This is a genomic window from Corynebacterium sp. KPL2895, from assembly GCF_040225815.1.
GTDB classification, from domain to species: Bacteria; Actinomycetota; Actinomycetes; order Mycobacteriales; family Mycobacteriaceae; genus Corynebacterium; species Corynebacterium rhinophilum.
This window is the reverse complement of sequence record NZ_JBEHFY010000023.1, coordinates 1-22,540: the sequence shown is the minus strand read 5'-3', so window position 1 is coordinate 22,540 and position 22,540 is coordinate 1. Positions and strand designations below refer to the sequence as shown.

General features: G+C 60.5%; 20 protein-coding genes. 8 read left to right on the top strand and 12 right to left on the bottom strand.

What is annotated here, in order from left to right:
- Positions 1-125: 125 nt before the first annotated feature.
- Genes ABRP95_RS09950 through ABRP95_RS09940 form a run of 3 tightly spaced genes read right to left on the bottom strand, consistent with a single transcriptional unit; the run spans position 126 to position 2,508 of the window.
- Positions 126-1,265: a glutamate--cysteine ligase gene (locus ABRP95_RS09950; RefSeq protein ID WP_284770460.1), complete on the bottom strand. Its 1,140-nt coding sequence runs from the start codon at positions 1,263-1,265 to the stop codon at positions 126-128.
- A gap of 44 nt (positions 1,266-1,309) precedes the next feature.
- Positions 1,310-2,209 carry a LytR C-terminal domain-containing protein gene (locus ABRP95_RS09945; RefSeq protein ID WP_296090943.1) on the bottom strand — a complete coding sequence of 300 codons (900 nt, stop codon included), beginning with the start codon at positions 2,207-2,209 and terminating at the stop codon, positions 1,310-1,312.
- 23 nt (positions 2,210-2,232) lie between these two features.
- Complete coding sequence (locus ABRP95_RS09940; RefSeq protein WP_349839369.1) at positions 2,233-2,508, bottom strand: DUF3263 domain-containing protein; 276 nt, start codon at positions 2,506-2,508, stop codon at positions 2,233-2,235.
- Here ABRP95_RS09940 and ABRP95_RS09935 point away from each other — a divergent pair.
- The 4 genes from ABRP95_RS09935 to ABRP95_RS09920 all read left to right on the top strand — a co-directional run bounded on the left by ABRP95_RS09935 (position 2,507) and on the right by ABRP95_RS09920 (position 6,490).
- Positions 2,507-3,130 (top strand): peptide deformylase, encoded by a 624-nt coding sequence (locus tag ABRP95_RS09935; RefSeq protein WP_239268507.1) that lies wholly within the window; start codon positions 2,507-2,509, stop codon positions 3,128-3,130. The two genes, ABRP95_RS09940 and ABRP95_RS09935, sit on opposite strands and share 2 nt — an antisense overlap.
- Before the next feature lie 2 nt (positions 3,131-3,132).
- Positions 3,133-4,134, top strand: a complete 1,002-nt coding sequence (locus tag ABRP95_RS09930; RefSeq protein ID WP_349839368.1) for an N-acetylglutamate synthase, CG3035 family — start codon at positions 3,133-3,135, stop codon at positions 4,132-4,134.
- Positions 4,135-4,216: 82 nt separating this feature from the next.
- Positions 4,217-5,026 (top strand): exodeoxyribonuclease III, encoded by an 810-nt coding sequence (locus ABRP95_RS09925; RefSeq protein ID WP_349839366.1) that lies wholly within the window; start codon positions 4,217-4,219, stop codon positions 5,024-5,026.
- The gene (locus tag ABRP95_RS09920) at positions 5,027-6,490 is read left to right on the top strand and encodes a phospholipase D-like domain-containing protein (protein ID WP_349839365.1); all 1,464 of its coding nucleotides are present in this window, start codon (positions 5,027-5,029) and stop codon (positions 6,488-6,490) included. It begins immediately after the preceding gene.
- A 343-nt stretch (positions 6,491-6,833) separates the two neighbouring features.
- Here ABRP95_RS09920 and ABRP95_RS09915 read toward each other — a convergent pair whose 3' ends face one another.
- The 4 genes from ABRP95_RS09915 to ABRP95_RS09900 form a co-directional block, all read right to left on the bottom strand.
- Entirely contained in the window at positions 6,834-7,361 is a 528-nt protein-coding gene (locus ABRP95_RS09915; protein WP_284783062.1) for a CAP domain-containing protein, read from the bottom strand.
- Between the two features lie 395 nt (positions 7,362-7,756).
- Positions 7,757-8,533, bottom strand: a complete 777-nt coding sequence (locus ABRP95_RS09910) for an ABC-2 transporter permease family protein (protein WP_284770453.1) — start codon at positions 8,531-8,533, stop codon at positions 7,757-7,759.
- A gap of 6 nt (positions 8,534-8,539) precedes the next feature.
- Positions 8,540-9,550, bottom strand: coding sequence for an ABC transporter ATP-binding protein (locus tag ABRP95_RS09905; protein WP_349839364.1), 1,011 nt, complete (start codon positions 9,548-9,550; stop codon positions 8,540-8,542).
- A gap of 30 nt (positions 9,551-9,580) precedes the next feature.
- On the bottom strand, positions 9,581-10,075 hold the full coding sequence (locus tag ABRP95_RS09900) for an NUDIX domain-containing protein (RefSeq protein WP_349839362.1): 495 nt from the start codon (positions 10,073-10,075) through the stop codon (positions 9,581-9,583).
- A 70-nt stretch (positions 10,076-10,145) separates the two neighbouring features.
- Here ABRP95_RS09900 and ABRP95_RS09895 point away from each other — a divergent pair, with 70 nt between their 5' ends.
- The 3 genes from ABRP95_RS09895 to ABRP95_RS09885 are packed head-to-tail and all read left to right on the top strand — an operon-like array spanning position 10,146 to position 15,531.
- Positions 10,146-11,591 (top strand): GlnX family signal transduction membrane protein, encoded by a 1,446-nt coding sequence (locus ABRP95_RS09895; protein WP_349839361.1) that lies wholly within the window; start codon positions 10,146-10,148, stop codon positions 11,589-11,591.
- Positions 11,591-12,598, top strand: a complete 1,008-nt coding sequence (locus ABRP95_RS09890) for a glutamate ABC transporter substrate-binding protein (protein ID WP_349839360.1) — start codon at positions 11,591-11,593, stop codon at positions 12,596-12,598. The genes ABRP95_RS09895 and ABRP95_RS09890 overlap by 1 nt, the downstream gene beginning before the upstream one ends.
- The gene (locus ABRP95_RS09885) at positions 12,595-15,531 is read left to right on the top strand and encodes a serine/threonine protein kinase (RefSeq protein ID WP_349839359.1); all 2,937 of its coding nucleotides are present in this window, start codon (positions 12,595-12,597) and stop codon (positions 15,529-15,531) included. Before ABRP95_RS09890 ends, ABRP95_RS09885 begins: the two co-directional genes overlap by 4 nt.
- 16 nt (positions 15,532-15,547) lie before the next feature.
- Here ABRP95_RS09885 and ABRP95_RS09880 read toward each other — a convergent pair whose 3' ends face one another.
- A complete protein-coding gene (locus ABRP95_RS09880) occupies positions 15,548-16,771 on the bottom strand; it encodes an acetate kinase (RefSeq protein ID WP_349839358.1) in 1,224 nt (407 codons plus the stop codon).
- The gene (pta, locus tag ABRP95_RS09875) at positions 16,772-18,139 is read right to left on the bottom strand and encodes a phosphate acetyltransferase (protein WP_349839357.1); all 1,368 of its coding nucleotides are present in this window, start codon (positions 18,137-18,139) and stop codon (positions 16,772-16,774) included.
- 235 nt (positions 18,140-18,374) lie between these two features.
- Between pta and ABRP95_RS09870 the strand changes: the two genes are divergently transcribed.
- Positions 18,375-19,736 carry an FAD-dependent oxidoreductase gene (locus tag ABRP95_RS09870; protein WP_349839355.1) on the top strand — a complete coding sequence of 454 codons (1,362 nt, stop codon included), beginning with the start codon at positions 18,375-18,377 and terminating at the stop codon, positions 19,734-19,736.
- 34 nt (positions 19,737-19,770) lie between these two features.
- Here the strand turns inward: ABRP95_RS09870 and purT are convergent, their stop codons facing one another.
- The 3 genes from purT to ABRP95_RS09855 all read right to left on the bottom strand — a co-directional run.
- The gene (gene purT, locus ABRP95_RS09865) at positions 19,771-21,123 is read right to left on the bottom strand and encodes a formate-dependent phosphoribosylglycinamide formyltransferase (protein WP_284783073.1); all 1,353 of its coding nucleotides are present in this window, start codon (positions 21,121-21,123) and stop codon (positions 19,771-19,773) included.
- A gap of 165 nt (positions 21,124-21,288) precedes the next feature.
- Complete coding sequence (locus ABRP95_RS09860; RefSeq protein WP_349839354.1) at positions 21,289-22,038, bottom strand: class F sortase; 750 nt, start codon at positions 22,036-22,038, stop codon at positions 21,289-21,291.
- 134 nt (positions 22,039-22,172) lie between these two features.
- A partial coding sequence (locus tag ABRP95_RS09855; protein WP_349839353.1) for a hypothetical protein occupies positions 22,173-22,540 on the bottom strand: 368 nt, incomplete at its 5' end.

Genomic DNA, 22,540 nt, shown 5'->3' with positions numbered 1-22,540 from the left:
CACGCCGCCGCGGGCTGCAGCAGCCATCTCCGCGCCGCCGCGTCGGCCGCGCCCAGCTACTTCCAGTGCGGCTCTAGGCGTGCGATCACTGAGTGCGCAGGCCCAGTCGGCGATCGGTTAGCTAATTAGCGCACCGGCCGGTAGGTGTGAAGCTCGCGGCAGGTTTCTTCGACGACGTCGCGCCAGCTGCCGGTTTCTTGGAAGAGGCGGCGTTGGCGTTCGTATCCGGCGCCGCCTTCGATGATTTCATGCACCAAGGCCAGCTCCTCCGCACAGCCTAACTCGCGGGCTAAGGGCGTTAGTTCTTCTACCATCTGGGCCAATTCATCTTTGACCCAGGCCTCGTCCGTATCGCGCGAGGTAATAACGAGGGCATCCATGCCGTAGCGCGCACCGCGCCACTTATTTTCCGCCACGTGCCACGGCTGCAAGACGGGTAACTCCTCGCCGGCATCAATCATGCGGTCATAGTGCACGACCAAGCAGTGCGTTAGCGCGACGACTGCGGATAGCTCCCGCAGGTTCGAGGTGGCATCGGATACGCGGACCTCTACGGTGCCCCACTTCGAGGCCGGGCGGATATCAAAGTGCATCGAGCCGGTGTGATTGATGACCCCGGAAATCGCCTGATCCCGCATATAGGACTGCCACTCGTCCCACGTGAAGAACTGGTAGGGCATGCCTGCGGTAGGCAGCTGTTGATAGAGCATCGTGCGATTGGAGGCGTAGCCCGTGTCCAATCCTTCCCACCCCGGCGAGCACGCAGAAATGGCCAAGAGGTGGGGGTACTTCGTCATCAACGCATTGATGATGGGCCAGACGCGGTCCTCGTGGCTGATGCCCACGTGGACGTGGGTACCCCAGAGCAGCATCTGCTTTCCCCAATACTGGGTGCGGGCGATGATCTCTTGATAGCTGGGTTTATCTGAAAGCGGGTTTTCCCGGAAATCCGTAAACGGGTGCCCGCCAGAGGCCCACACATCGATGCCGAGCTTGGCCGCGGCTTCTTCCACGGCGGCCAGCGAAGTTCCTAGCTCCATAATGGCTTCCGGCACCGTGGAGCAAATGCCCGTGACTAGTTCCACCGTATTCTGGAGGAATTCTTTTTCCACGTGAATATCGGGGTGGGCGGCAGTAGCGAGATCAATGAGCTCAGCACCACGCGGGACGAGATCGCGCGAGTCGCGGTCCACGAGCGCGACTTCCCATTCCACCCCGAGCGTGGGCTCGGGGGAACGGGCGAATACTTCTGCCGGAATCTTCACCTGTCCAGCTTAACGGGTAGGCGGTAATATTCCATGAATTTTATTTAGGCCTGTGGGACTGCGAGGGCGACCACGACGGCTCCGTCCTCGGTGGCTTCCTTGGGCAGGTCCCTATTCATAGGCTTGACTTCTGCCTGGTAGCGCGCGGCAACTTCCCTGGCCAGGGACTCTGCGGAGGCATCGCCTTCTGGATAGAAGACGGTGGTCTTGGGCACGGTCAACACGTCGCCTGGCAGGTTGCCCACATAGCCCACCTTGAAGCCACCGTCCTTCAACACATCTGCTTCGTTTTTGGCCTTATCGGATTCACCGGAGTTATTGAGCACGCTGACCTTAATGTCATTGCGGTCGCGCGCAGCGGACGGCGCGTCGTTGCCGCCGGCCCGGGCTGCATCCCCGGTGCGGTCGGAATCTTCGCCGCGCGCACCGTCCTCACGGCCCGCATCGCGGTTGGCTTCGTCCTTGGCGTCGCCGTTCGGGTGCGCGTTATCGCCCTCGCCTTCGCGCGGCGGTTGGTTATTGGCCCCGTCGCGGGAGCCATCGTCGCGCGCGCCATCCGCGGCAGGACCCCCGGCGCCATTGCCCTCCTGGCCTCCATTAGCTGAACCGTCTGACTTCGACTGCTCGGAATCAGAAGCTACGGTCGAATCGTCGTCTTCTGAGGTCATGGCATAAAGGCCCCACAGGCCGAGCATCACGGCCACGGCGATCAACACCATCGCAAGCCCGCGCAGTGGTAAACCGCCCTTCTTAGCGTGGGCGCCTCCCCCACCGCCGCCGGTTCCGGCCGCAGCGGCTCCTGCTCCGGCACCTGCAGCGCCAGCGGCAGCAGCGTCGTCGTAGGCGTCGTCATAATAAGCATCGCCGTAATCGGCCGCGGCGGCATCGCCAGCGGCGTCGTCGAATTGCTGGTCGTATAGATTATCCGGATTCTCTTTAGTCACTTCAGTAACATTAGTAGCCGGTTCTAACGCGGTGGGGTATTTCCCCGCGCGGCGCGCCGCGTATTTTCACGCTCCTCCCGCAGGCGCTTCAGCCGCGCCACCAAGAGGGGATGGGATTCGGCGGCAGCAGGGACATCAAGAAGCAGGTTCAGCCGTTGGTGATAGCGCACCGGCGAGATATCCAGCTGCGCACGAATGGCCTCTTCCTTGCGGCCAATGCTGCGCGGGGTGGCTTCCTCAAAATCTAAGATGGCGGCGTCTAGGTCAGACAAGGGGTTCATGCCTAAACTGTAAAGCATGACTATTCGCCCCATCGTTATCCACGGCGACCCCGTGCTTCATCAGCCCACCACGCCGGTGGAAGAATCCGAGATTTCCAGCCCAGAGATGCAACAACTCATCGCGGACATGTACGAGACCATGGAAGTTGCCCATGGCGTGGGCTTGGCTGCGAACCAGGTGGGCATCGGCAAGCGGCTCTTCGTCTACCACTGCCCGGATACCGAAGGCCCCGATGGCACCGAGCTGCCCGCGGACAAGGCCGGCATGCGCAAGGGGTGCGTTATCAACCCGGTGCTGGAGACCTCCGAGATTCCAGAGACCATGCCTGCCGATGACGGCTCCGATGACGAAGGCTGCCTCTCCGTGCCGGGCGAGGGCTTTCCCACCGGCCGTGCCGACTGGGCGCGCGTGACCGGCAAGGACGAGCACGGCAACGACATTACCGTGGAGGGCTACGGCTTTTTTGCCCGGTGCCTGCAGCACGAGACCGGTCACCTCGATGGCTACGTCTATACCGATACCCTCATCGGCCGCTACAAGCGGCAGGCCAAGAAGGCCATTAAGCGCAATGGTTGGACTGAGCCGGGCTACACCTGGATGCCGGGTGAAGACGAAGATCCCTTCGGGCACGACGATTAATCATGTCTCGCATCTTTCGTTCCGATGACGTGCAGGTAGGCGATCGCGTCGTGGCCCGGCGCGATTTTGGTGATGTGCACAGCGATGTCATTGGCCACGTCCTCAGCCTTAAGCCACTGGTCATCCGCCCGCAGCAGGTCGGCGGCTATCCCTCTGACCTCGAGGCCGTGGAGATCGCGCCTGAGCAGCTGAAAATTATCAAACGCCTCTCGCCGCGCATGGTGCGTAATTCCGATATTCGCGCCGTCGAATATGCCACCGCCCAGGCCTTTCCCGGCAAGGAGCACACGTGGACCTCGGACGGCTCCTGGCTCATGCGCGCCGGCGATGGCGTGACGGGCCGGTCCAATTCCGCCGTCCCACTCGGGCCCTCCGCGGGCTTTAACCCGGTCCCGCTGGCGGAAATCACGGAGTTCTACCGCCGCCACGATCTCCCGGTGCGCCTGCTCATCCCGGAGCGCATTGGCAAGCCCGCAGAGCGCCTGCTTGCCCATGCCACCTGGGAGACCGAACCCGAAATCCTCGTCATGGTCCTGCGCGATCTCGCAGACCTATCTGCCGAGGTCCCGGGCGCACACCCCAGCGGCGCGGAGCTCCGCATCGATGACCAGCCCGATGACGCGTGGCTGCAGATGTACCACTTCCGTGGCCAGGCGCTGCCTGCCCAGGCCTTGGAGTACCTGCGCGCCCGCATCGAGGGCACGATGGGCTTTGGGCGGCTCATTATTGGCGGCGAAACCGTTGCCATCACCCGCGGCACCATCACCGAATCCGGCGACGGCACCGCCTGGCTGGGATACTCCGCCGTGGAGGTAGCACCCGCGCATCGCCGCCAAGGTTTGGGTGCTCTCTTGGGCCAGCACATGCTGCGCTGGGGGCGCGACCAGGGCGCGCAGCACGCCTACCTCGATGTCCTAGCTTCTAATACCGCCGGCATTCGCCTGTACGAAAAGCTGGGGTTCATCGAGCAGCACCGCCAGATCTACGCCCGTCTGCGCGACTAGCCCCAGCTGGGTTAGTCCGCCTAGCCCGCCGGCCGCGGCCTGGACTAGTCCGGGCCATTGCCCGCGCGGTACTGTATTATCCATGCGCATCACCACGTGGAATATCAACTCCGTTCGCACCCGCATCCAGCGGGCGCTGGATCTTCTCCACACGCACGACATTGACGTGCTGTGCCTACAAGAGACCAAGGTCAAGGACGATAAATTCCCCCGCCAGGCCTTCGAGGATGCCGGGTACCATGTCACCTGCCATGGACTGAACCAGTGGAATGGCGTGGCCATCATTTCCAAGGAGGAACCGGAAGAAGTCTTTACCGGATTCCCCCACCAACCTGGTTTTTCCAAGGATCCTGAAAAGCCCCAGAACCGTGAAGCCCGGGCGCTTGGTGCGCGCATCCGCGGGGTAGAAATCTGGTCGCTGTATATTCCCAACGGCCGCGAAATTACGGACCGTCACTATGACTACAAGCTGGACTTTCTCTACCAGCTCTCCCGCTACGCCGCGGGGCGCGCCCAATCTAAGCTGCTTCTAACCGGCGATTTCAATATCGCCCCGCGCGATGAGGACGTATGGGATATCGAGGCCTTCCGCGGCAAGACGCACGTTACCGAACCCGAGCGCGCCGCCTTCCAGATGCTCGAGGAGGCCGGCCTCGAAGAGGTCACGCGGCGTTTTACCGAAGACCAGCGCTATACCTACTTTGATTACAAGGGGATGCGCTTTCACAAGAACGAGGGCATGCGCATCGATTTCCAGCTGGCCTCGCCGCCGCTGGCCAAACACGTCACCGGCGCGCGCGTAGACATGGAAGAACGCGCTGGCGAGAAGACCTCCGATCACTGCCCGCTCAATGCAGATTTCGATCTGCCCGATTTCGATTCCGTGCATTAAATGACCTGGTCGCTCGATCTCAGCTTCTGGCAGCTGCTCTTCCTCATCATTGATTATTCCATCAAGATCATCGCCGTGGGCTTCGTGCCAGAAGGCCGCCGGCCCTCCAATTCCACGGCATGGCTGCTGGCTATTTTGGTGCTACCCGTCATTGGCCTGCCGCTGTTTTTGCTCATGGGCTCGCCGTATATCAACCGGCGCCGCCACCGCATTCAGCAAGAGGCCAATGAACGTCTTGAAGATATTTCCGCCCGCACCCCGGATCATCCCAAGGACATCCTGTCGACGGAAGTGGAATCCGTCATCAAGCTCAACCGCGAGCTGACCGGCTTTCCGGCGCTCATTGGCCACAACTTGGGCCTGCATGCGGATTATAATGAATGCATTCGCTCCATCGCCGCGGCCGTGGACCGCGCCGAAAAATACGTTTCCATCGAGGTCTATATCCAATCCTGGGATGAGACCACGGATGTATTTTTCCAGGCCCTCGCCCGCGCCACCGCCCGCGGCGTCAAGGTTCGCCTTTTGCTGGATCAGATTGGCAGTTTTAAGTACAAGGGTTATTCCTCGCTGGGGGATAGGCTCACGGAAATCGGCGTGGATTGGCGCCTCATGCTGCCCATCCAGCTGCATAAGGGCCGCTTCCGCCGCCCAGATCTGCGCAACCACCGCAAGCTCGTCATCATCGATGGCGAGGTAGGTTTTATCGGTTCCATCAACCTGATCAAGCGCCAATATAAAACCAAGGACCGCTTCTGGATCGATTACATGGTGGAACTGTCTGGCCCCATCGTCACCGCCATGACCGCGGTCTTCGCGGTGGATTGGTACACCGAATCCGGCGAGAACCTCCCGCTAGATGAGCTGCCGTATGATGATGCCCAAACCGTCGATGCCAACTACCTGCAGATGATCCCATCCGGCCCCGGCTATACCACCGAGCCCAACCTGCGCATGTTTAACTCCCTAGTGCACCACGCCAAGCAGCGACTCGTGCTGTGCTCGCCGTATTTCGTGCCGGATGAATCGCTCTTAGAGGCCGTCACCACCGCCTGCTACCGCGGGGTGGACGTGGAGCTTTATGTCTCCGATACCGCGGACCAATTCATGGTCAACCACGCCCAGTCCTCGTATTACCAAGCGCTACTTGAGGCCGGGGTGCATATCTACCAATTCCCCTACCCCTACGTCTTGCACTCCAAGTTCATCATCACGGATCCGGATGACCAGGAGTTCAATCCGCTGTGCATGTTCGGCTCATCCAATATGGACCCGCGCTCCTTCGGTCTCAACTATGAGACCACCATGCTCGTGGCCAAAGGCGATCTCCTCGCCCAGTTCAACCAGCTCGCCGCCAATTACCGCGCGGTCTGCCACGAGCTCACCCTAGAGGAGTGGAACCAGCGCGGTTTTGTCCGCCGCTACGTCGATAACGTCATGCGGCTGACCTCGGCACTGCAATAAGCTTTGCTTGCCGATGCCCCAATAGTCCGCTCATAGGATATCTAAAACAAGCCTTCTGTTGTAGAGCCAAAGTAGAACATCCCGCGTTGAACCGCGCACGGCATTACCGCAGAGATGAGTTTGTAGTCCACTTAATTGACTCCGGATCGGCGTTAATTATTGGAACTAATTGCGAAAGATACGCCGAATTCTCCGCAGATTTCCCTCTTGTCTATTGCTTTTTACTGTAAAGCCTGATCCTAGATTTTGACATTGCCTATGCGCGAGAGCGTATCAAAAGCTTAGGGAATACAAGAGTGATCATATCGCTCCTATTCCGAAGAGGATTACAAAAGGAACTTCTTTAACGTCCAAAATTCTGTACGGCAAAAAGCTCACCATTCGCCCCAACGGCAATGCCCGTACCAACCGTTTTCGCTTCTGGATCTAGCAAAATCTTCCTGTGGCTGGGAGAATTCAGCCACATATTCACCAGCTTCGCATCTGCGAAATCATCCCATGCTTGAAGGACGTTTTCGCCACCGGCAGGAATACTATCCGGATAGGTTTCCCAGTGATTTGGCCGATGCTGCAAATCCCCTGTTCCCACCAAATGGTCGGCCCAGTCTTGAGCGATATTGTTTAACGCAGGGTTTTCTGTCACGGGATTTAAACCATGATCCGCCCTTGCTGCATTGACTTCGTTAACAATAGAGTGTGCACGGGCCCCATCGGGCTTCATGTGGCTAACTACTTCAGCAGCGTTACCGACAGGACCTTGTGCCTTAGCTGGAGGGGTAGTTGCGGCTACCCCACCTCCCACTAATGCTGCGCCCGCGATAGTCGGGGCTACAAACTTCTCAACAGAATCAGGAAGAATTTCGTCGGACACTTTTATCACTCCTTCAGATAAACTTGGCTAAATTGCTCTACACAATCTCTTTCCTTCTCTTCCCACCTTAACAAAAAAGAAAAATATTTTCAGCACATAGACAATATTTAAACTGCATTTCCGATAAAATATAATTATATTTAAAGGCGTTCAGAGTTTAATTTGCGATATGCGCTCATCCATAGGGTCCTCAACCATTCTCCCACCTGGAAAGGCTGTTTTCTGAGGCAGCCATTAATCACCACTAATAAAAAATAACCGGCTGATCACAATCAGCCGGTTACCAGTCAGGTCTCAAACAACAGACCTACCCACACTGGACGAACCCGAATAACTTCGCCCGGAGGGTTCACAGATTAATTAAAGCTTCCTCTCTACAAACACGATATCCTCGCCTAAGCATCGCGCTTGTGCAGTACTAGCACGCCAAGGGCCCACAACACCGCGGCCCAGATGAAGAATACGATGCCGCTGCCTGCAGCCTCGGTCCACAGTGCGTTATCCACTGGGGTATTGAATAGCCAGTTCTGGAAAGCGGTAAAGGGCATGTAGCTACCAATCTTATCGCCTACCACGGGCATCATGCTGACGATTTGATCCACACCCAAGTACAAAATAAGGCCCAGCGCCACAGAGCCCGCGGTCTGGCGAATGAGCATGCCGATGCCTTGGGCAAAGGCCACCAGGAGGCCCGCGGCCAGTGGGTACTTCCACAGCTGCTCGCGGCCGACTTCATCGTTCCAGGGGTCGAAGGTGGCGGAAATGGAGCTATCGGCAAACAGATCCGTAAGCAGGTACGCGCCCACCACACCAATGAAGGTCAGTACGGCCGCGATGACCGCGTATAAGACCAGCTTGGCCACGGCCACGCTCCAGCGCCGCGGGGAGGCCATGAAGGTAATGGACTGGGTGCCGAAGCGGTATTCCGTGGTCACCAGCATGATGGCCTGAATCATCAGCACCGGCAGGCCTAGGGTCCCCAAGAATACGATGGTGAACTCGGGACTAATAAGCTGGAAGCCCATATCAACGGCTTCCGGATCGAGTGGCTCCATAAACGCAGCGGTGACACCGGCCCAACCCCACGAAAATAGGAGGAATAGCGCGGTGGTCCACCAAAAGGAGCGGGTGGTGCGCAGCTTAATCCACTCGGATTTCAAGATATTCAACATGGCGGATTAAACCTCCTGCTCGTTGGGGCGGGCGGACCCACCGGACTGACCGGGCTGGCCTGCCTGGCCCGACTGACCTGCCTGCGCGCCCGAGGCACCAGGCGTGCCTGCGTGATACTGCACGGCATCGCCAGTGAGATCCATGAAGGCATCCTCCAGCGAAGCGCTTTTCAGGGTGAGCTCGTGCAGCGGCACCCCAGTGGAATAAGCCAGCTCGCCCACGAACTCGGGGGTCTGGTTGATGACCTCGAGCCGCGGGCGGCCCTCCTCGTCCTTCGATTCGGTAAAGGAAACGCCCTCCTTCTTTAGGGCTTCACCGAATTCCGGGAGGTGGTTCGAGCGCACATACACCAAGGACTGCGAGTGGCCGCGGACGAACTCGTGGGTGGGCTTATCCGCAACCATCTTCCCCTTGCCAATGACCACGAGGTGATCCGCGGTCTGGGCCATCTCGGACAAGAGGTGGGAGGAAATCAAAATGGTGCGCCCTTCTGCAGCCAGCGCGCGCACGAGCTGGCGCACCCAGCGGATACCTTCCGGATCTAGGCCGTTGACTGGCTCATCCAGGATGAGGATTCCCGGGTCGCCCAATAGGGCGCCCGCAAGGCCCAAGCGCTGGCCCATGCCGAGGGAAAAGCCGCCGGCTTTCTTACCGGCGACATCGGAAAGCCCCACCAGCCCCAGCACCTCATCAACGCGGGAGGCGGGAATGCCATTGGCCGCCGCCATCCACTTCAGGTGATTCGCGGCCGTGCGGTTGGGGTGTACCGCCTTCGCATCCAAAAGCGCGCCCACCTCGCGCAGCGGGTGCTCCAAATCGCGGTAGGGTTTGCCGTTTACGCGAATCTCGCCCGCCGTGGGCTCGTCCAAGCCCACGATCATCCGCATGGTGGTGGATTTGCCGGCACCATTGGGCCCCAGGAAGCCGGTGACCACACCGGGCTTTACCTGAAAGGTGAGATCCTCAACGGCGCGGACAGACCCGTAGTCCTTAGTCAGTCCCTGTACTTCAATCATGAGCACTACAGTGCCATAATTTTGGATACTTTACCGGTACAGTTTTTCCACCCGCTGCCGCAGGGCGGGAAAGGCGTGACGAAATGGCGCGATAAGCGGCAGGTTTTCCACCTCATCCAGGCCCACCCAGCGCAGCTCGTGCGATTCTTCGTTGGCGGTGGTGGGCAGGCGCAGGCCGCTGCGGGTGCGCGCTAACACGGTGGTATAGGTCCATTCCCCCGGCAAATCCCCCGCGGGAGGATAGGGCCCGGCCGTTATTTGGGTGTCGAGCACCTCGACATCGGCAGGCGCGATGGCGCATTCCTCGTGCGTTTCCCGCAGCGCGGCCTGGGTGGGTGTTTCTTGCAAGTCCCGCGCGCCGCCGGGAATCCCCCAGGTATTGCCGTTATTGGTCCACGCGGCGCGGTGTTGCAGCAGCACCTCGCGCCCGGCGACGAGGAAGAGGCCGGCGGCACCGAATTTTCCCCATACGCGAATGCCACTGGGGCCCGCCGCCCAGCCGTCTCCACTGTGAGGGTTATGCATATTTTCTATCCTAGCCACACACGCGGGTAAATGGTGGCGCCCAGCACACTGGGGGCGTTATTCTAAGTAAATGACTGAGCAGGCAGTGCGGGTAGAGTCAGAGCGCGAAGAGGACGCTCACCCCAGCGATCACTGGCTGGATGAGGTTACCGCGCCCTCTCGCCCGGCCCTAAGCGGGCTGACCCACCGCGCCATGGAATGGTTTGCGGGCCCGGCGCGTCTGCTGCGGCGATTTTATTACTTCGCCTCCACCACCCCGGGCAAGCTTTTTACCGTCACCCTGATCCTCACGGTGGCATTGGGAGCCGCCGGCTTGTCGATGTCCCAGTCTTCCGCCGCCCGCCATTCCGACCTCGACGAGCTGCTCAATACCACCGAGCCGATGTCCAATGCGGCCCACCACCTCTATAGCTCCTTATCAGTGGCAGATACCATCGCCACCACCGGATTCGTGCAGGCCGGCGTGGAATCAGAGGGCAATCGCGAGCGCTATAACGATGCGATCGATGCCGCCTCCATTGCCGCGACCGAATCCGTGCTGGGCACCACGCCTGACGATGCCCGCGTGCGCGATCTCGTTACCTTCATCCAGCGCGAGCTGCCCATTTATACCGCGATGATTGAAAAGGCGCGCTCGAATCACCGCGCCGGCAATGCCGTGGCTAATTCCTATATGTCCAATGCCTCCTCGCTCATGCGCGAGCACATTCTGCCGGCGGCCTCCGAGCTATTCCAGCTGACCACCGCGAAGGTCAACCAGCAGCAGCAAAAGCTCACCTCGCCGCAGTGGGTTCCACTATCTGGCCTTTTGGCCGCGGTCTTCTTCCTCATCGTGGCGCAGTGGTGGCTGTGGCGCCAGACGCGGCGCCGGTTTAACCGCGGCTTTTTAACCGCAACGGTGCTGCTCTTCTTGGCCATTTTCTGGGTCGCGCTGTCTAACTTGGCCACCTGGTCCACCGGCCACCAGGGCTTTGAAACGGCCTCGCGCCCGTGGGATTCGCTGACGGCCTCGCGCATTGAGGCCCAGCAGGCGCGCACCTCAGAAACCCTCGCGCTGGTGCTGCGCTCCTCCGAGGAGGATACGCTCGAGAGCTTTTCCGGATCGGTAGATTCCATTGAAAAGGCGCTGGGGGATTATGAAAGCGCGCTGCATGATGATGACGTCGAGGTCAACGATCCCGAGCTCATCCACAGCGCCCGCGCCGCCACCGAAAAGTGGCAAGACTCGCACGAAAAGCTCATGGAGGCGCTGAGCGAGGGCGACTACGATGAGGCGGTCTACCAGGCCACCATCACCGATCCCGAGGATGGTGAAACCACCGCTGCGCAGTCCTTTAATGAGCTCGATAGCGAGCTTTCGGAGCTCATCGGCCAGGCGCGCATCGCCATGCGCACCTACTTAGAGCGCGGGCTGACCGCCATGACCGCGGTCTCCTCCGCTGTCTTCCTGCTCACCCTGTGCGCCATCTTCGCGGTGTGGCTGGGCATTCGTCCCCGACTGCAGGAGTACCTCTAATGCGTTCCCGAGCACCCCTTACCGCCATCATTGCCACCTGCAGTGTCCTTGCGCTGGCCGGCTGCGATATTCGCTCTGCTCCCCCGCTGGAATCGCCCGAACAGCAGGCGCTCGATGCCAGCCCTGGCCCGCCGCTGCCGGAGGGCTCCACCATAGAAGAAGCCGGTAGCACCGCCCCCAAGAAGGAAGACGATACCGAACTCAAAGGCACCTACCGGCCGGATGGCAAAACGGCGAAGGAGCGGGTGCCGGACATCGTCAAGCGCGGGCGCCTTATCGTGGGCGTGGACCGTTCCAATAACCTGCTGAGCTACCGCGATGCCGCCTCCGGCGATGTCCGCGGCTTCGAGGTCGATATCGCCCACGAGATTGCCCGCGATATCTTCGGCGATCCCAATAAGGTGGATTTCCGTTTCGTCGAATCCTCTGACCGCACCGCCGCGCTGGATAATGGCAGCGTCGATATCATCGTGCGCACCATGACCATTAGCCCCGAACGCGAGAAGGAAGTAGCCTTTTCCATTCCCTACATGACCACGCAGACACGCATGCTGGTGCTCACCAGCTCCGGGATGGATTCCATCGAGGATGCGGAAGACAAAAGGCTCTGCGGGGTGCGCGGTTCTACCGCGCTGGATACCATCCGCGAGCGCGCCCCCAAGTCCGATATCCTCATCACCCGTTCCTGGGGCGATTGCCTCATGGCGCTGCAGCTCAACCAGGCCGATGGCGTGGTGGTTGATGATGCCCTGCTCTCCGGCATGGCCGCGCAGGATTCCTATACCTCCATCGTGGGCGAGCCCCTAAAGACCGAGAACTACGGCGTTGCCGCGCGCCGCCCCAGCAAGGATCATGACACCCGCCCGCTGCTGCGCCAGGTCAATTCCACCTTGGAGCGCATCCGCCGCGACGGGACGTGGTCCGACATCTTTGATACGTGGCTCGGCGCTTACCTAGACGAGCCCACCCTGCCGTCGGGTACATACATCGAGGAAGATAAGTCATGAAGCATAACCCGAATTTCAGCGAAGACGAGCTCGAATACCTAGAGCCCGAAAACCTCGATACCCAGCGCCAATTCCGAAAGCCCACCAAGGCTTCCTACCGCGACGCTGACCACGGCCAAGATCCTGACCAAGACCGCAGCCAGGACAGCGATCTCGGCGCTGCTTACTCCCCTGACACAGCCAACACAGGCGACGCCGCCGACGCCACTGGTCCGGATACCGCCGCTGCTCGTCCCAACGCTGACAACCGCAACACCGGCGCCGATACGGCGGCAACCACTCATAACGCTGGCATTAGCGATAAAGGCACTAGAGAAGCCGAGGTGGATACCGCCGCAGCACAAGTCCCTGGCACGGCCCCTGCCGCTGCATTTCCAGATGCGGAGGCCACGGGCGGGCGCGCAGCGGGCGGCAGCACAGCTGGCCAAAACGCTGCTGGCCAAGGCACCGCGGCTCAGAGCGCACGAAATGGTGACGACGCCGATGAAAGCGAGGATAAAGGCACTACCAGCGGCCCCGGAGGCCGCGGCGACGACGGCGATACCGGCGGGGTGGGCACGGCAGCCGTGGCTTATGACCCGTTCGCCAGCGAGCCCATCGAACACCGCGGGGATCCGGGAACCTCTGCGGTGGCCTTCGATCCCTTTACCGATGACGATGAAGACGACGACGGATCCATCGACCCGGATCACCTCTCCAACCTGCTCGCGGACTTAGAGAAAATCCGCGCCCAGCGCGAGAACGAACGCGATGAAAAAACGGCCCAGGAAAAGTCCTCGGAACGTTCGCGCCAGCAGGCGATCGATACCTTCCGCGAGCGCCGCGGCACGCAGCGCACCGAGCGGCCAGTTGCTGATGGCATGGTACGCCTACCGTTTATCACCCCGGCCAATCCCACCGCCGCCCTCATCGATCCCTCAGAGAAGATCAAGGGCAAGAAGGTTCCGCCACCGCAGCTGGAACCGGGCGATATGGTCGCGGAGCAATACGAAATCCTCGGCGTCATCGCCCACGGCGGCATGGGCTGGATCTACCTGGCCAATGACCACTACGTCTCCGGGCGCGTGGTGGTGCTCAAGGGAATGCAGGCCCAAAAGTCAGCCGATGAGACGGCCGCTGCCGAGGCCGAGCGCGAGTTTCTGGCAGACATTACTCACCCGGGCATCGTCAAGATTTTTAACTTCATCGACGATGAGCGCGTGCCTGGTGGATTCATAGTCATGGAGTACGTGGGCGGGCCATCGCTAAGAAACAGGCGCAAAAAGCAGCCCAACGAGCTGCTTCCCGTTGACATTGCCATTGGCTATATCCTGGAAATCCTGCCGGCGCTGGAGTACCTGCACTCGCGCGGCGTGGTCTATAACGACCTGAAGCCGGATAACATCATCGTCACTGAGGACCAGGTCAAGCTCATTGACTTGGGCGCGGTTTCCGGCATCGGAGCCTTTGGTTTTATCTACGGTACCCAGGGCTTTCAGGCCCCGGAGGTCGCCTCCAGAGGTCCGTCCATCGCCAGCGATATCTATACCATCGGCCGCACCCTGGCGGCGCTGTGCCTCAAGCTGCCCAGCGAGGACGGTGTCTTTCTCCCCGGCATCCCCAACCCGTCCAAGGAGCCGGAACTGCGCCGCTTCCTTTCCCTCTACCGCCTGCTGCTGCGCGCCACCCACCGCGATCCGCAGCGCCGGTTTAGTTCCATCAAGGAGCTGCGCACCCAGCTCTACGGCGTGCTGCGCGAGGTCCTTGCCATCCGCGACGGCCGCCAGTACCCCTCCCAGCACTCGCTCTTCTCGCCGCAACGTACCACCTTTGGCACCAAACACCTGGTCTTTCGCACGGATCAGCTTATCGATGGCATCGATCGCACCATCCAAATCACCGCCCCTGAGGTCGTCTCTGCCTTGCCGACGCCCCTGGTAGACCGCGATGATGTCGGCGCCAGCCTGCTGCAAGGTACCTCGTATGCCGAGCCGCAGGAAGCCCTTGAGACCCTGCGCCAGGCCATGCGCACCCCGGAATACGAGCATTCCGCCGAGATTCCCCTCGGCGTGGTGCGCTCCATGATCGACCTGGGTTATACCGACGAGGCGCGCCAGTGGTTGGGCTCCATCGAGGACCGCCTGGGCCGGGACTGGCGCTACCAGTGGTACGCCGGCATCACGGAGCTCTTGCACGATGATTACGTCGATGCCCAGGAGTACTTCGCCACCGTTTTGGACTTATTGCCCGGCGAGGCCGCCCCGAAGCTCGCCATCGCGGCCATCAATGAGCTCATCCTGCAGCAGATCGATTACAGTGAAACACCGCTTATCGATGCCACCGTAGCCCGCGCTTGCTCCAACCTCTACACCACCTTGGCGGATCTCCCCTCTTCCGCTTTTGAGGGGCAGCCGGAAATCTGGTCGCACGTCACCCAAGACCCAAGCGCACTGCGGTTTAATTCCATGCGCCTATACGGCATCGTCTGGGCCACCAACCCCACAACGGTGTCCTCCGCCTTTGGGCTCGCACGCCAATTGCGCGCGGAGGGGCAGGTGGAGCTATCCGTAGCCACCTTGGATAAGGTGCCCAATGCCTCGCGTCACTTCCGCATGGCGCTTCTGACCACCGTGCTGCAGCTCATCGTGCACGATTTATCAGAATCGCGCATTCGCCGCGCTGCCCGACGCCTCGAAGAAGTCCCCACCAACGAGCCGCGCTTCCTCCAAATCAAGATCGCCGTTATCTCCGCGGGCCTTAACTTCCTGCGCAACGCCGATCTCGCGCGGGCGTCCTCGCCCAATGATCTCTTCGAGTACGCCTTTACCCAGCGCGGCCTGCGCACCGGCCTTGCCGAGACCCTGCGGGCTCTTGCCCGCCAGGCCCCGTTTAGCCGCCACCGCTACGCGCTGGTGGACTTGGCCAACCAAGTCCGGCCCATCACCACTTTCTAGCGGCTACTTAGATGGCCTACTTAAATAGGCCTTCCTCGCGCGCCTTGGCTGCGACGTCTGCAGACTTCTGCGCGATGGCCAGCTCCTCATTGGTGGGAACCACCAAGACCTTGACCGGGGAATCATCGATGGAGATGACCCGCGGCTCATCGGAGCGGACGAGGTTGCGCTCTTTATCAAAGTCGATGCCGTACATATCCAGGTTGTACAGCGCGTCTTGGCGCACCTCGGTGTCGTTTTCGCCCACACCGGCGGTGAAGGTAATCGCGTCCACGCGGCCCAGAGCAATCATGTAGGAACCGATGAAGCGGCGCAGCTGGTGGATGTAGATGTTATACGCCAGCCATGCGTCTTCATTGCCATTATCGATGTGCTCGCGCAGCGTACGGAAGTCATTCACGCCCGCGATACCCTTGACGCCGGATTGCTTATTAAGCAGGTTATCGATCTCGTCGATGCTCATGCCCGCCTGGCGCACCAGGTGGAAGATGATGCCGGGATCGATATCACCGGTACGCGTACCCATGGCGAGGCCAGCCAGCGGGGTAAGGCCCATCGAGGTATCGATGGCACGGCCATTGCGGATGGCCGCCGCAGAGGCACCATTGCCCAGGTGCAGCGTGATCTGGTGGGTATGCTCCGGATCGCGGTCCAAAATCTTCGGCACCTGCTGGGAGACGAACTCGTGGGAGGTGCCGTGGAAACCGTAGCGGCGGATATCGTATTTGGAGGCGACGTCGCTATTGATGGCATAAAGCGCTGCAGCCGGCGGCAGGGTATTAAAGAATGCGGTATCGAAGACCGCCACGTGCGGAATATCTGGCAGGATCTTGCGCGCCACGCGGATACCGTCCAGGTTCGCCGGGTTGTGCAGCGGGGCCAACGGGATGAGGTCCTCGATCATCGATTCAATTTGATCCTCGATGAGCTGCGGCTCCGAGAAGAGGCGGCCGCCGTGCACGACGCGGTGGCCCACGGCGATGATATCGACATCCTTCGGGCCCACCTGATGATCATCCATCAGGTCAAAGGCGCGTTTTAGGCCGAAGGAGTGATCGGGAACTTCTAATTCTTCGGTGACCTTTTCCCCGTCGACATTGACGGTAATGGCGCCGCTCGGCTCGCCAACCTGTTCCACCAGGCCAGAGACGAGTGGATCATCGGTGGCACTAGCGGTTGGGTCCACCAGCTGAAACTTGATGGACGAAGATCCCGAGTTAAGGACCAGTACGTATGACATTTATTTCTCTCCAGCCTGGATAGCGGTAATGGCAACGGTATTGATGATGTCTGGAACGGTAGCGCCGCGGGACAGATCGTTGACCGGCTTGTTCAGGCCCTGCAGGATGGGGCCCACGGCTAAGGCGCCGCCGGTGCGCTGCGCGGTCTTATAGCCAATATTGCCGGCATCCAGGTCGGGGAAGACGAAGACATTGGTCTTACCCGCGACATCAGAATCCGGCATCTTCTTCGCGGCAACGCCAGGATCGCAGGCGGCGTCGAACTGCAGCGGGCCATCCACCTTCACCGAGGAGTCCAGCTTCTTGGCGGCCTCGACAGCCTCGATGGCGCGCTCGACATCCGGGCCGGTGCCGGAAGCGCCGGTGGAGTAGGACAGCATGGCCACGCGCGGATCGATGCCGAACTGGGACGCGGTTTGCGCGGAAACCACGGCAATCTCGCCCAGCTGTTCCGCAGTCGGATTCGGGTTCACGGCGCAGTCGCCGAAGGCCCACAGGCGCCCGCGCATGACCATCAGGAAGATGGAGGAGACCACCGAAGCATTCGGCTTGGTCTTGATGATCTGGAAGGACGGCTTAATGGTGTGGGCGGTGGTGTGGGCGGCGCCGGATACCATGCCATCAGCAAGCCCCTTGTGCACCATCATGGTGCCGAAGTAGGAGATGTCCTGCATGGTCTCGCGGGCCTGCTCTAGGGTCACGCCCTTCTTCTTGCGCAATTCTGCGAAATCGGCAGCGAATTCCTCTGCAAGCGGCGAATCCAGGTGGTCGATGATATCGGCACCCGAGACATCCAGACCCAGCTCCTTGGCGCGGGCCTGGATATCGGATTCCTTGCCCAGGATGGTCAGCCGGGCAACCTCATCGCGGAGCAAAGCATCGGCAGCTTCAAGGATGCGGTCGTCATCGCCCTCGGGCAAGACGATGTGGGATCCAGCCGACTTGGCTTGGTCGATGAGTTGCTTCTGGAAGAGGTCCGCGGACATGACGGGCGTGGCCTCCTCTGCGGCGCTCAACGCACCGGGCACGGCCTCCAAGTCGGTGAAAACGCCTGCGACGGTGGCGCCCAGGGACTCGGCCTTGCGCTGTGCCAGCTCCGCGGCGCGCTCTGGGGCGCCGGAGATAATGACCAGCGGCAGGCCCAGCGCGGCGGCGACCTCCGCATCGAAGGAGATCTCGCCGGTGCCTTGGACCAGGAGGGCATCGGCAGTAGCGGTGGGCGCGTTGGCCAATACATCCGCCACGGTGGGGTCGAAATCTTCTAAGCGGAGCAGTTCAGCGCCAAGGCTATCCGCCAAGGCGGGAATATCGAGGCCGTCGAAGCCGCGGCCGATGGAGCTTAACACTGTGGACTGGGATGCAGACATGCGGATTACCTTTCCTTTGCCGTCACGGGAACACTTGGAACACGCGCCGTAACATTATGCCGTACATCACAGTTACTAGCACGTGGTGACGTCTCCACTGTACGTGAACCACCCCCTCCCCCGCCCTTCCGCAACCTCCTAAACTGGGGGTAGATAACTCAAAGCAGTGTGGCATTTATCGCACTGCCACCGCGTAGAATGTGAGAAAAACCTAAAGAAAGGATACCCTAAACAGATGACTAGCCCCATGCGTGTCGCCGTGGTCGGCTCCGGACCGGCCGGCATTTACGCCTCTGACCTCCTCGTAAAGTCCGATGTGGACGTGCAGATCGATCTCTTTGAAAAGATGCCTGCGCCCTTTGGCTTGATTCGCTACGGCGTCGCCCCGGATCACCCTCGCATTAAGGGCATCGTGCAGTCGCTGCACAACGTCATGGAGAAGGAAGAAATCCGCTTCCTGGGCAATATCGAAGTGGGCAAGGACATCACCGTCGAAGAGATGCGCGATTACTACGACGCCATCATCTTCGCCACCGGCGCCACCGCCGATAAGGAAATGGGCATCCCCGGCGAGGACCTCGAGGGTAACTACGGCGCCGGCGAATTCGTGGGCTTTTATGACGGCAACCCCAACTTCGAGCGCGATTGGGACCTATCCGCGGAGTCCGTCGCCGTCGTGGGCGTGGGCAACGTCTCGCTCGACGTATCCCGCATCTTGGCCAAGACCGCAGATGAGCTGCTGGTGACGGAGATCCCAGACAACGTCTACTCTTCCCTGAAGGAAAACCGCGCCAAGGAGGTCCACGTCTTTGGCCGCCGCGGCCCGGCGCAGGCCAAGTACACGCCGAAGGAGCTCAAGGAGCTCGATGAGTCCCCCACCATCGAGGTCATCGTGGACCCAGAGGACATCATCTACGACGAGGCATCAGAAGAAGCTCGCCGCTCCGCAAAGTCCACCGACTTGGTCTGCCAGACCCTAGAGTCCTACGCCATGCGCGAGCCTGGCGATGCCCCACACAAGCTCTACATCCACTTCTTCGAGTCCCCAGTAGAGGTGCTTGGCGATGACGGCCACGTCACCGCCATCAAAACCGAGCGCACCCAGCTCAATGGCGATGGCTCCGTGAGCGGCACCGGCAAGTTCACCGAGTGGCCGGTGCAATCGGTCTACCGCGCTGTGGGCTACCACCCGCAGTCCGTCGAGGGCATTCCCTTCAACGACGACTCGGCCACCATGCCCAACGACGGCGGCCACGTGCTTGCCGATGTCGACGGCAAAAAGCTGCCCGGCCTCTACACCACCGGTTGGATCAAGCGCGGTCCAGTGGGCTTGATTGGCAATACTAAATCCGATGCCAAGGACACCACCGGCATGCTGCTAGAGGATTACAAGGCAGGCGAGCTCGAATCCGCCACCAAGCGCGATCCGCAGGAAATTCTCGATCTGCTCAGCAGCCGCGATATCGCCGTCACTACCTGGGACGGCTGGCACCGCCTCAACTCCGCCGAGCAGGCCGCCGGCGAGCCGCACGGCCGCGAGCGCATCAAGATCGTCGAGTGGGACGAGATGGTCAAGCACGCCGGCCCGCAGCGCTAACCAGCGCTGCGCCGCGGGGCTGGCCGGCGCTGCGCTAGTCGGTATCGTCCACCCCTGAGGTCAGCTTGGGGTCGAGTTCGACCCCACCCTCATATTCAATGACCTCAATATCGGGCACGTTGTCCGCTTGCGGGTCGATACCGCGCGCACCGCCCTGCGCGAGCAGGCCAGGAGTCGAGGTCACGCTCACCTTATGCGCCGCCAATGCGGCGCGGTCGCGGGCCTCTTCCACCGTTTCCGCCGTCGTGGTCACAAGCCCCATGCGCCGGCCCTTATAGGCATCGGGCTTACCAAAGAGCTTCACGTCCGTCTCGGCGTAGTGGAGGGCGGAGGCAATGCCGGTAAAGGCGACATCGGCAAGCGGCTCCTGCGCGTGCAAGAACATGCTGGCGCCCGGGGTTATCAACGTGGCGTCGATGGGGTAGCCCAAAATGGCGCGGGCGTGCAGATCAAACTGGGAAAAGCGCTGCGTATAGGCGGTAAGCATCGCCGTATCCGAAGGCCGCGGGGAGACCGAGGAAAAGTAAACATCATCGCCGGCGACGAAAAGCTCCACGCCGTACACGCCGCGCCCGCCTAGCTCATTGGAGATGCGCGCCGCAACCGATCGCGCGTTCTCCAGCGCAATCTCGCTCATGCCGGTAGGCTGCCACTCCTCAATCAGATCGCCCTTCTCGTGGCGGTGACCAATGGGCTCGCTAAACCACGTGGCCAGCTTGCCCGTAGCCGGATCGATGGACCGGATGGCCAGCAGCGTGACCTCAAGGTCAAAGTCCACGAAGCGCTCCGCCACCACGCGCTGCGAATCCGAGGACACGCGGCGCACCGTCTCCCACGCCTCGCGCACGTCCTCCACATCCCGCGCCAGCATGTGGCCCTTGCCCGAGGTGGACACGTCCGGCTTTACGATGCACGGAAACCCCAGCTCCGTCGCCGCTTCCTCCAGTTCTTCCACAGAGGAGGCAAAGCGGTAGGCCGAGGTCGGCAATCCAATATCTTCTGCCACCGCGCGCACCCGCTCGCGGTCTTGGGTGAGCGCGCAGGCGCGCGCCGTGGGCACGACGACGGCATCGGTGGACTGCTCAACCTGCTCCAGGGCCTCCACCGCAACGATTTCCACCTCCGGTACCACGTAGTGCGGCTGAATCTGCTGCACCAATTCTGATACCTCCGCGGAGTCAGTAATATCCGCGATATAGCTATAGTGCGCCACTTGGTGCGCCGGCGCCCCCTGGTACTTATCCACCGCGTGCACCTCAAGGCCCAGGGACTGGAAGGAAATAGCCAGCTGCTTTCCCAACTCGCCCGCGCCGAGCAGCAATACCTTCGTGGCATTGCCCGTCAGCGGCGTGCCGATATGACCGGCGATTTTGCCTGGAATATCCATGACTTTGCTCCTTTGATTCCGCTCCGAGCAGCAGATACTTCCCCAAAGTATTTCATAGATACCCGCCGCAGCCTGGACGCACATGCGTGAAGTGCATAAACGCAAGCGCCCGGCCAAGGATTTTCATCCTCGAACCGGGCGCTCGTTGGGCTCTAGAGCGGACCGCTAGGCCTGGGGTGCCTCTGGTGGAACCGGGGCATCGACTGGCTCTGCCACGGTAATGATGTTGTCCTCATACCCCAGCGCACCGCCGACGAACTTGCCGCCGCAGGTGATAAGGACCAGGCGGTTGGTACCGTCCATGTCATTAACCACGTCTGGGAAATCCCCGCCCTTGGGCAGGCGGTACGGCTTTTCCGTCACGCGGAAGGTGCGCTCCTGACCATCGATGACCACGGTGAATTCCTGGTTTTCCTGCAACCGAGTGAATTTCTCCGCATAGCCGGTGCCTTGGTCCTGGTAATTCACGTGGCCGGTAATCACACTAGAACCGACATTACCGGCATCACCAGGAACAGCGGAAGCAGAATACCAACCCAAACGGGTGACATCATGTGGCGGCAACAGCACACCCCGGTCAGTCACCTGCACCGGATCCACAGCAGCGTACTGGCCATCGATGCCCACGGACATCGCTGCGAAACCATGAAATTGACCCGGAGCCGTTTCAAATTCATGCTCCTGTGCGCCAGACTCATCGACGAACGCATCACCCTTAGCTTCCGGGTTTTTCCCCGCAGAAGTATCTACAGCCGATCCACTCTGTGATCCCTGCTCAGCCTCATTGCCTCCCTCACCAGTGGTGAAATTAAGAACCAGCAGGAACAGCAGCACAATTACCGCCACTACCAGCGCGATAAAACCAACCTTCTTACCTCGGCTTAGGGATTCCTCGCGGCCTGTTTCCTCAGACATTACCTAGTCTCCTCACTTAGTTTTCTCAATGGTTCATAAAATGGTTTTCCCCCTCCAGCGTGTACGGGGACACCCTGAAGGGGGAAACTTTGTACCCAGGCGCTATAGCCTGCTACCTAACCAGTACGTTCACACTACTTAATGTAGGTTTGCATACCTGGTTCAAGTTCGGTCGCACCAGATGGCACGGACTTAATCTCGGTACGTTTTGCATCCGACGGCAATGGCTTACCAGTCTTGCCAGGCACGTGGTTCGTTATATCGACATGCTGCTCGACCTTACCAGTACCCTTGTCAGCCTGTGCCGGAGCATCCTGCTCCTTCACCTTGACGCTCGGGCGCTCACTCTGGCTTTCAGCCTTTTCCTTAGGCTTAGACTCCGGCTTTTCGTCCTTCTTAGACGTTACCGTCTGGTCATCATCATTGATGTCCTTGTGCTCAGCAACCTTATTCGGCTTCTCAGCATCCGGAGTCTCCTCACCCTTGGCATCAACCTCAGTAG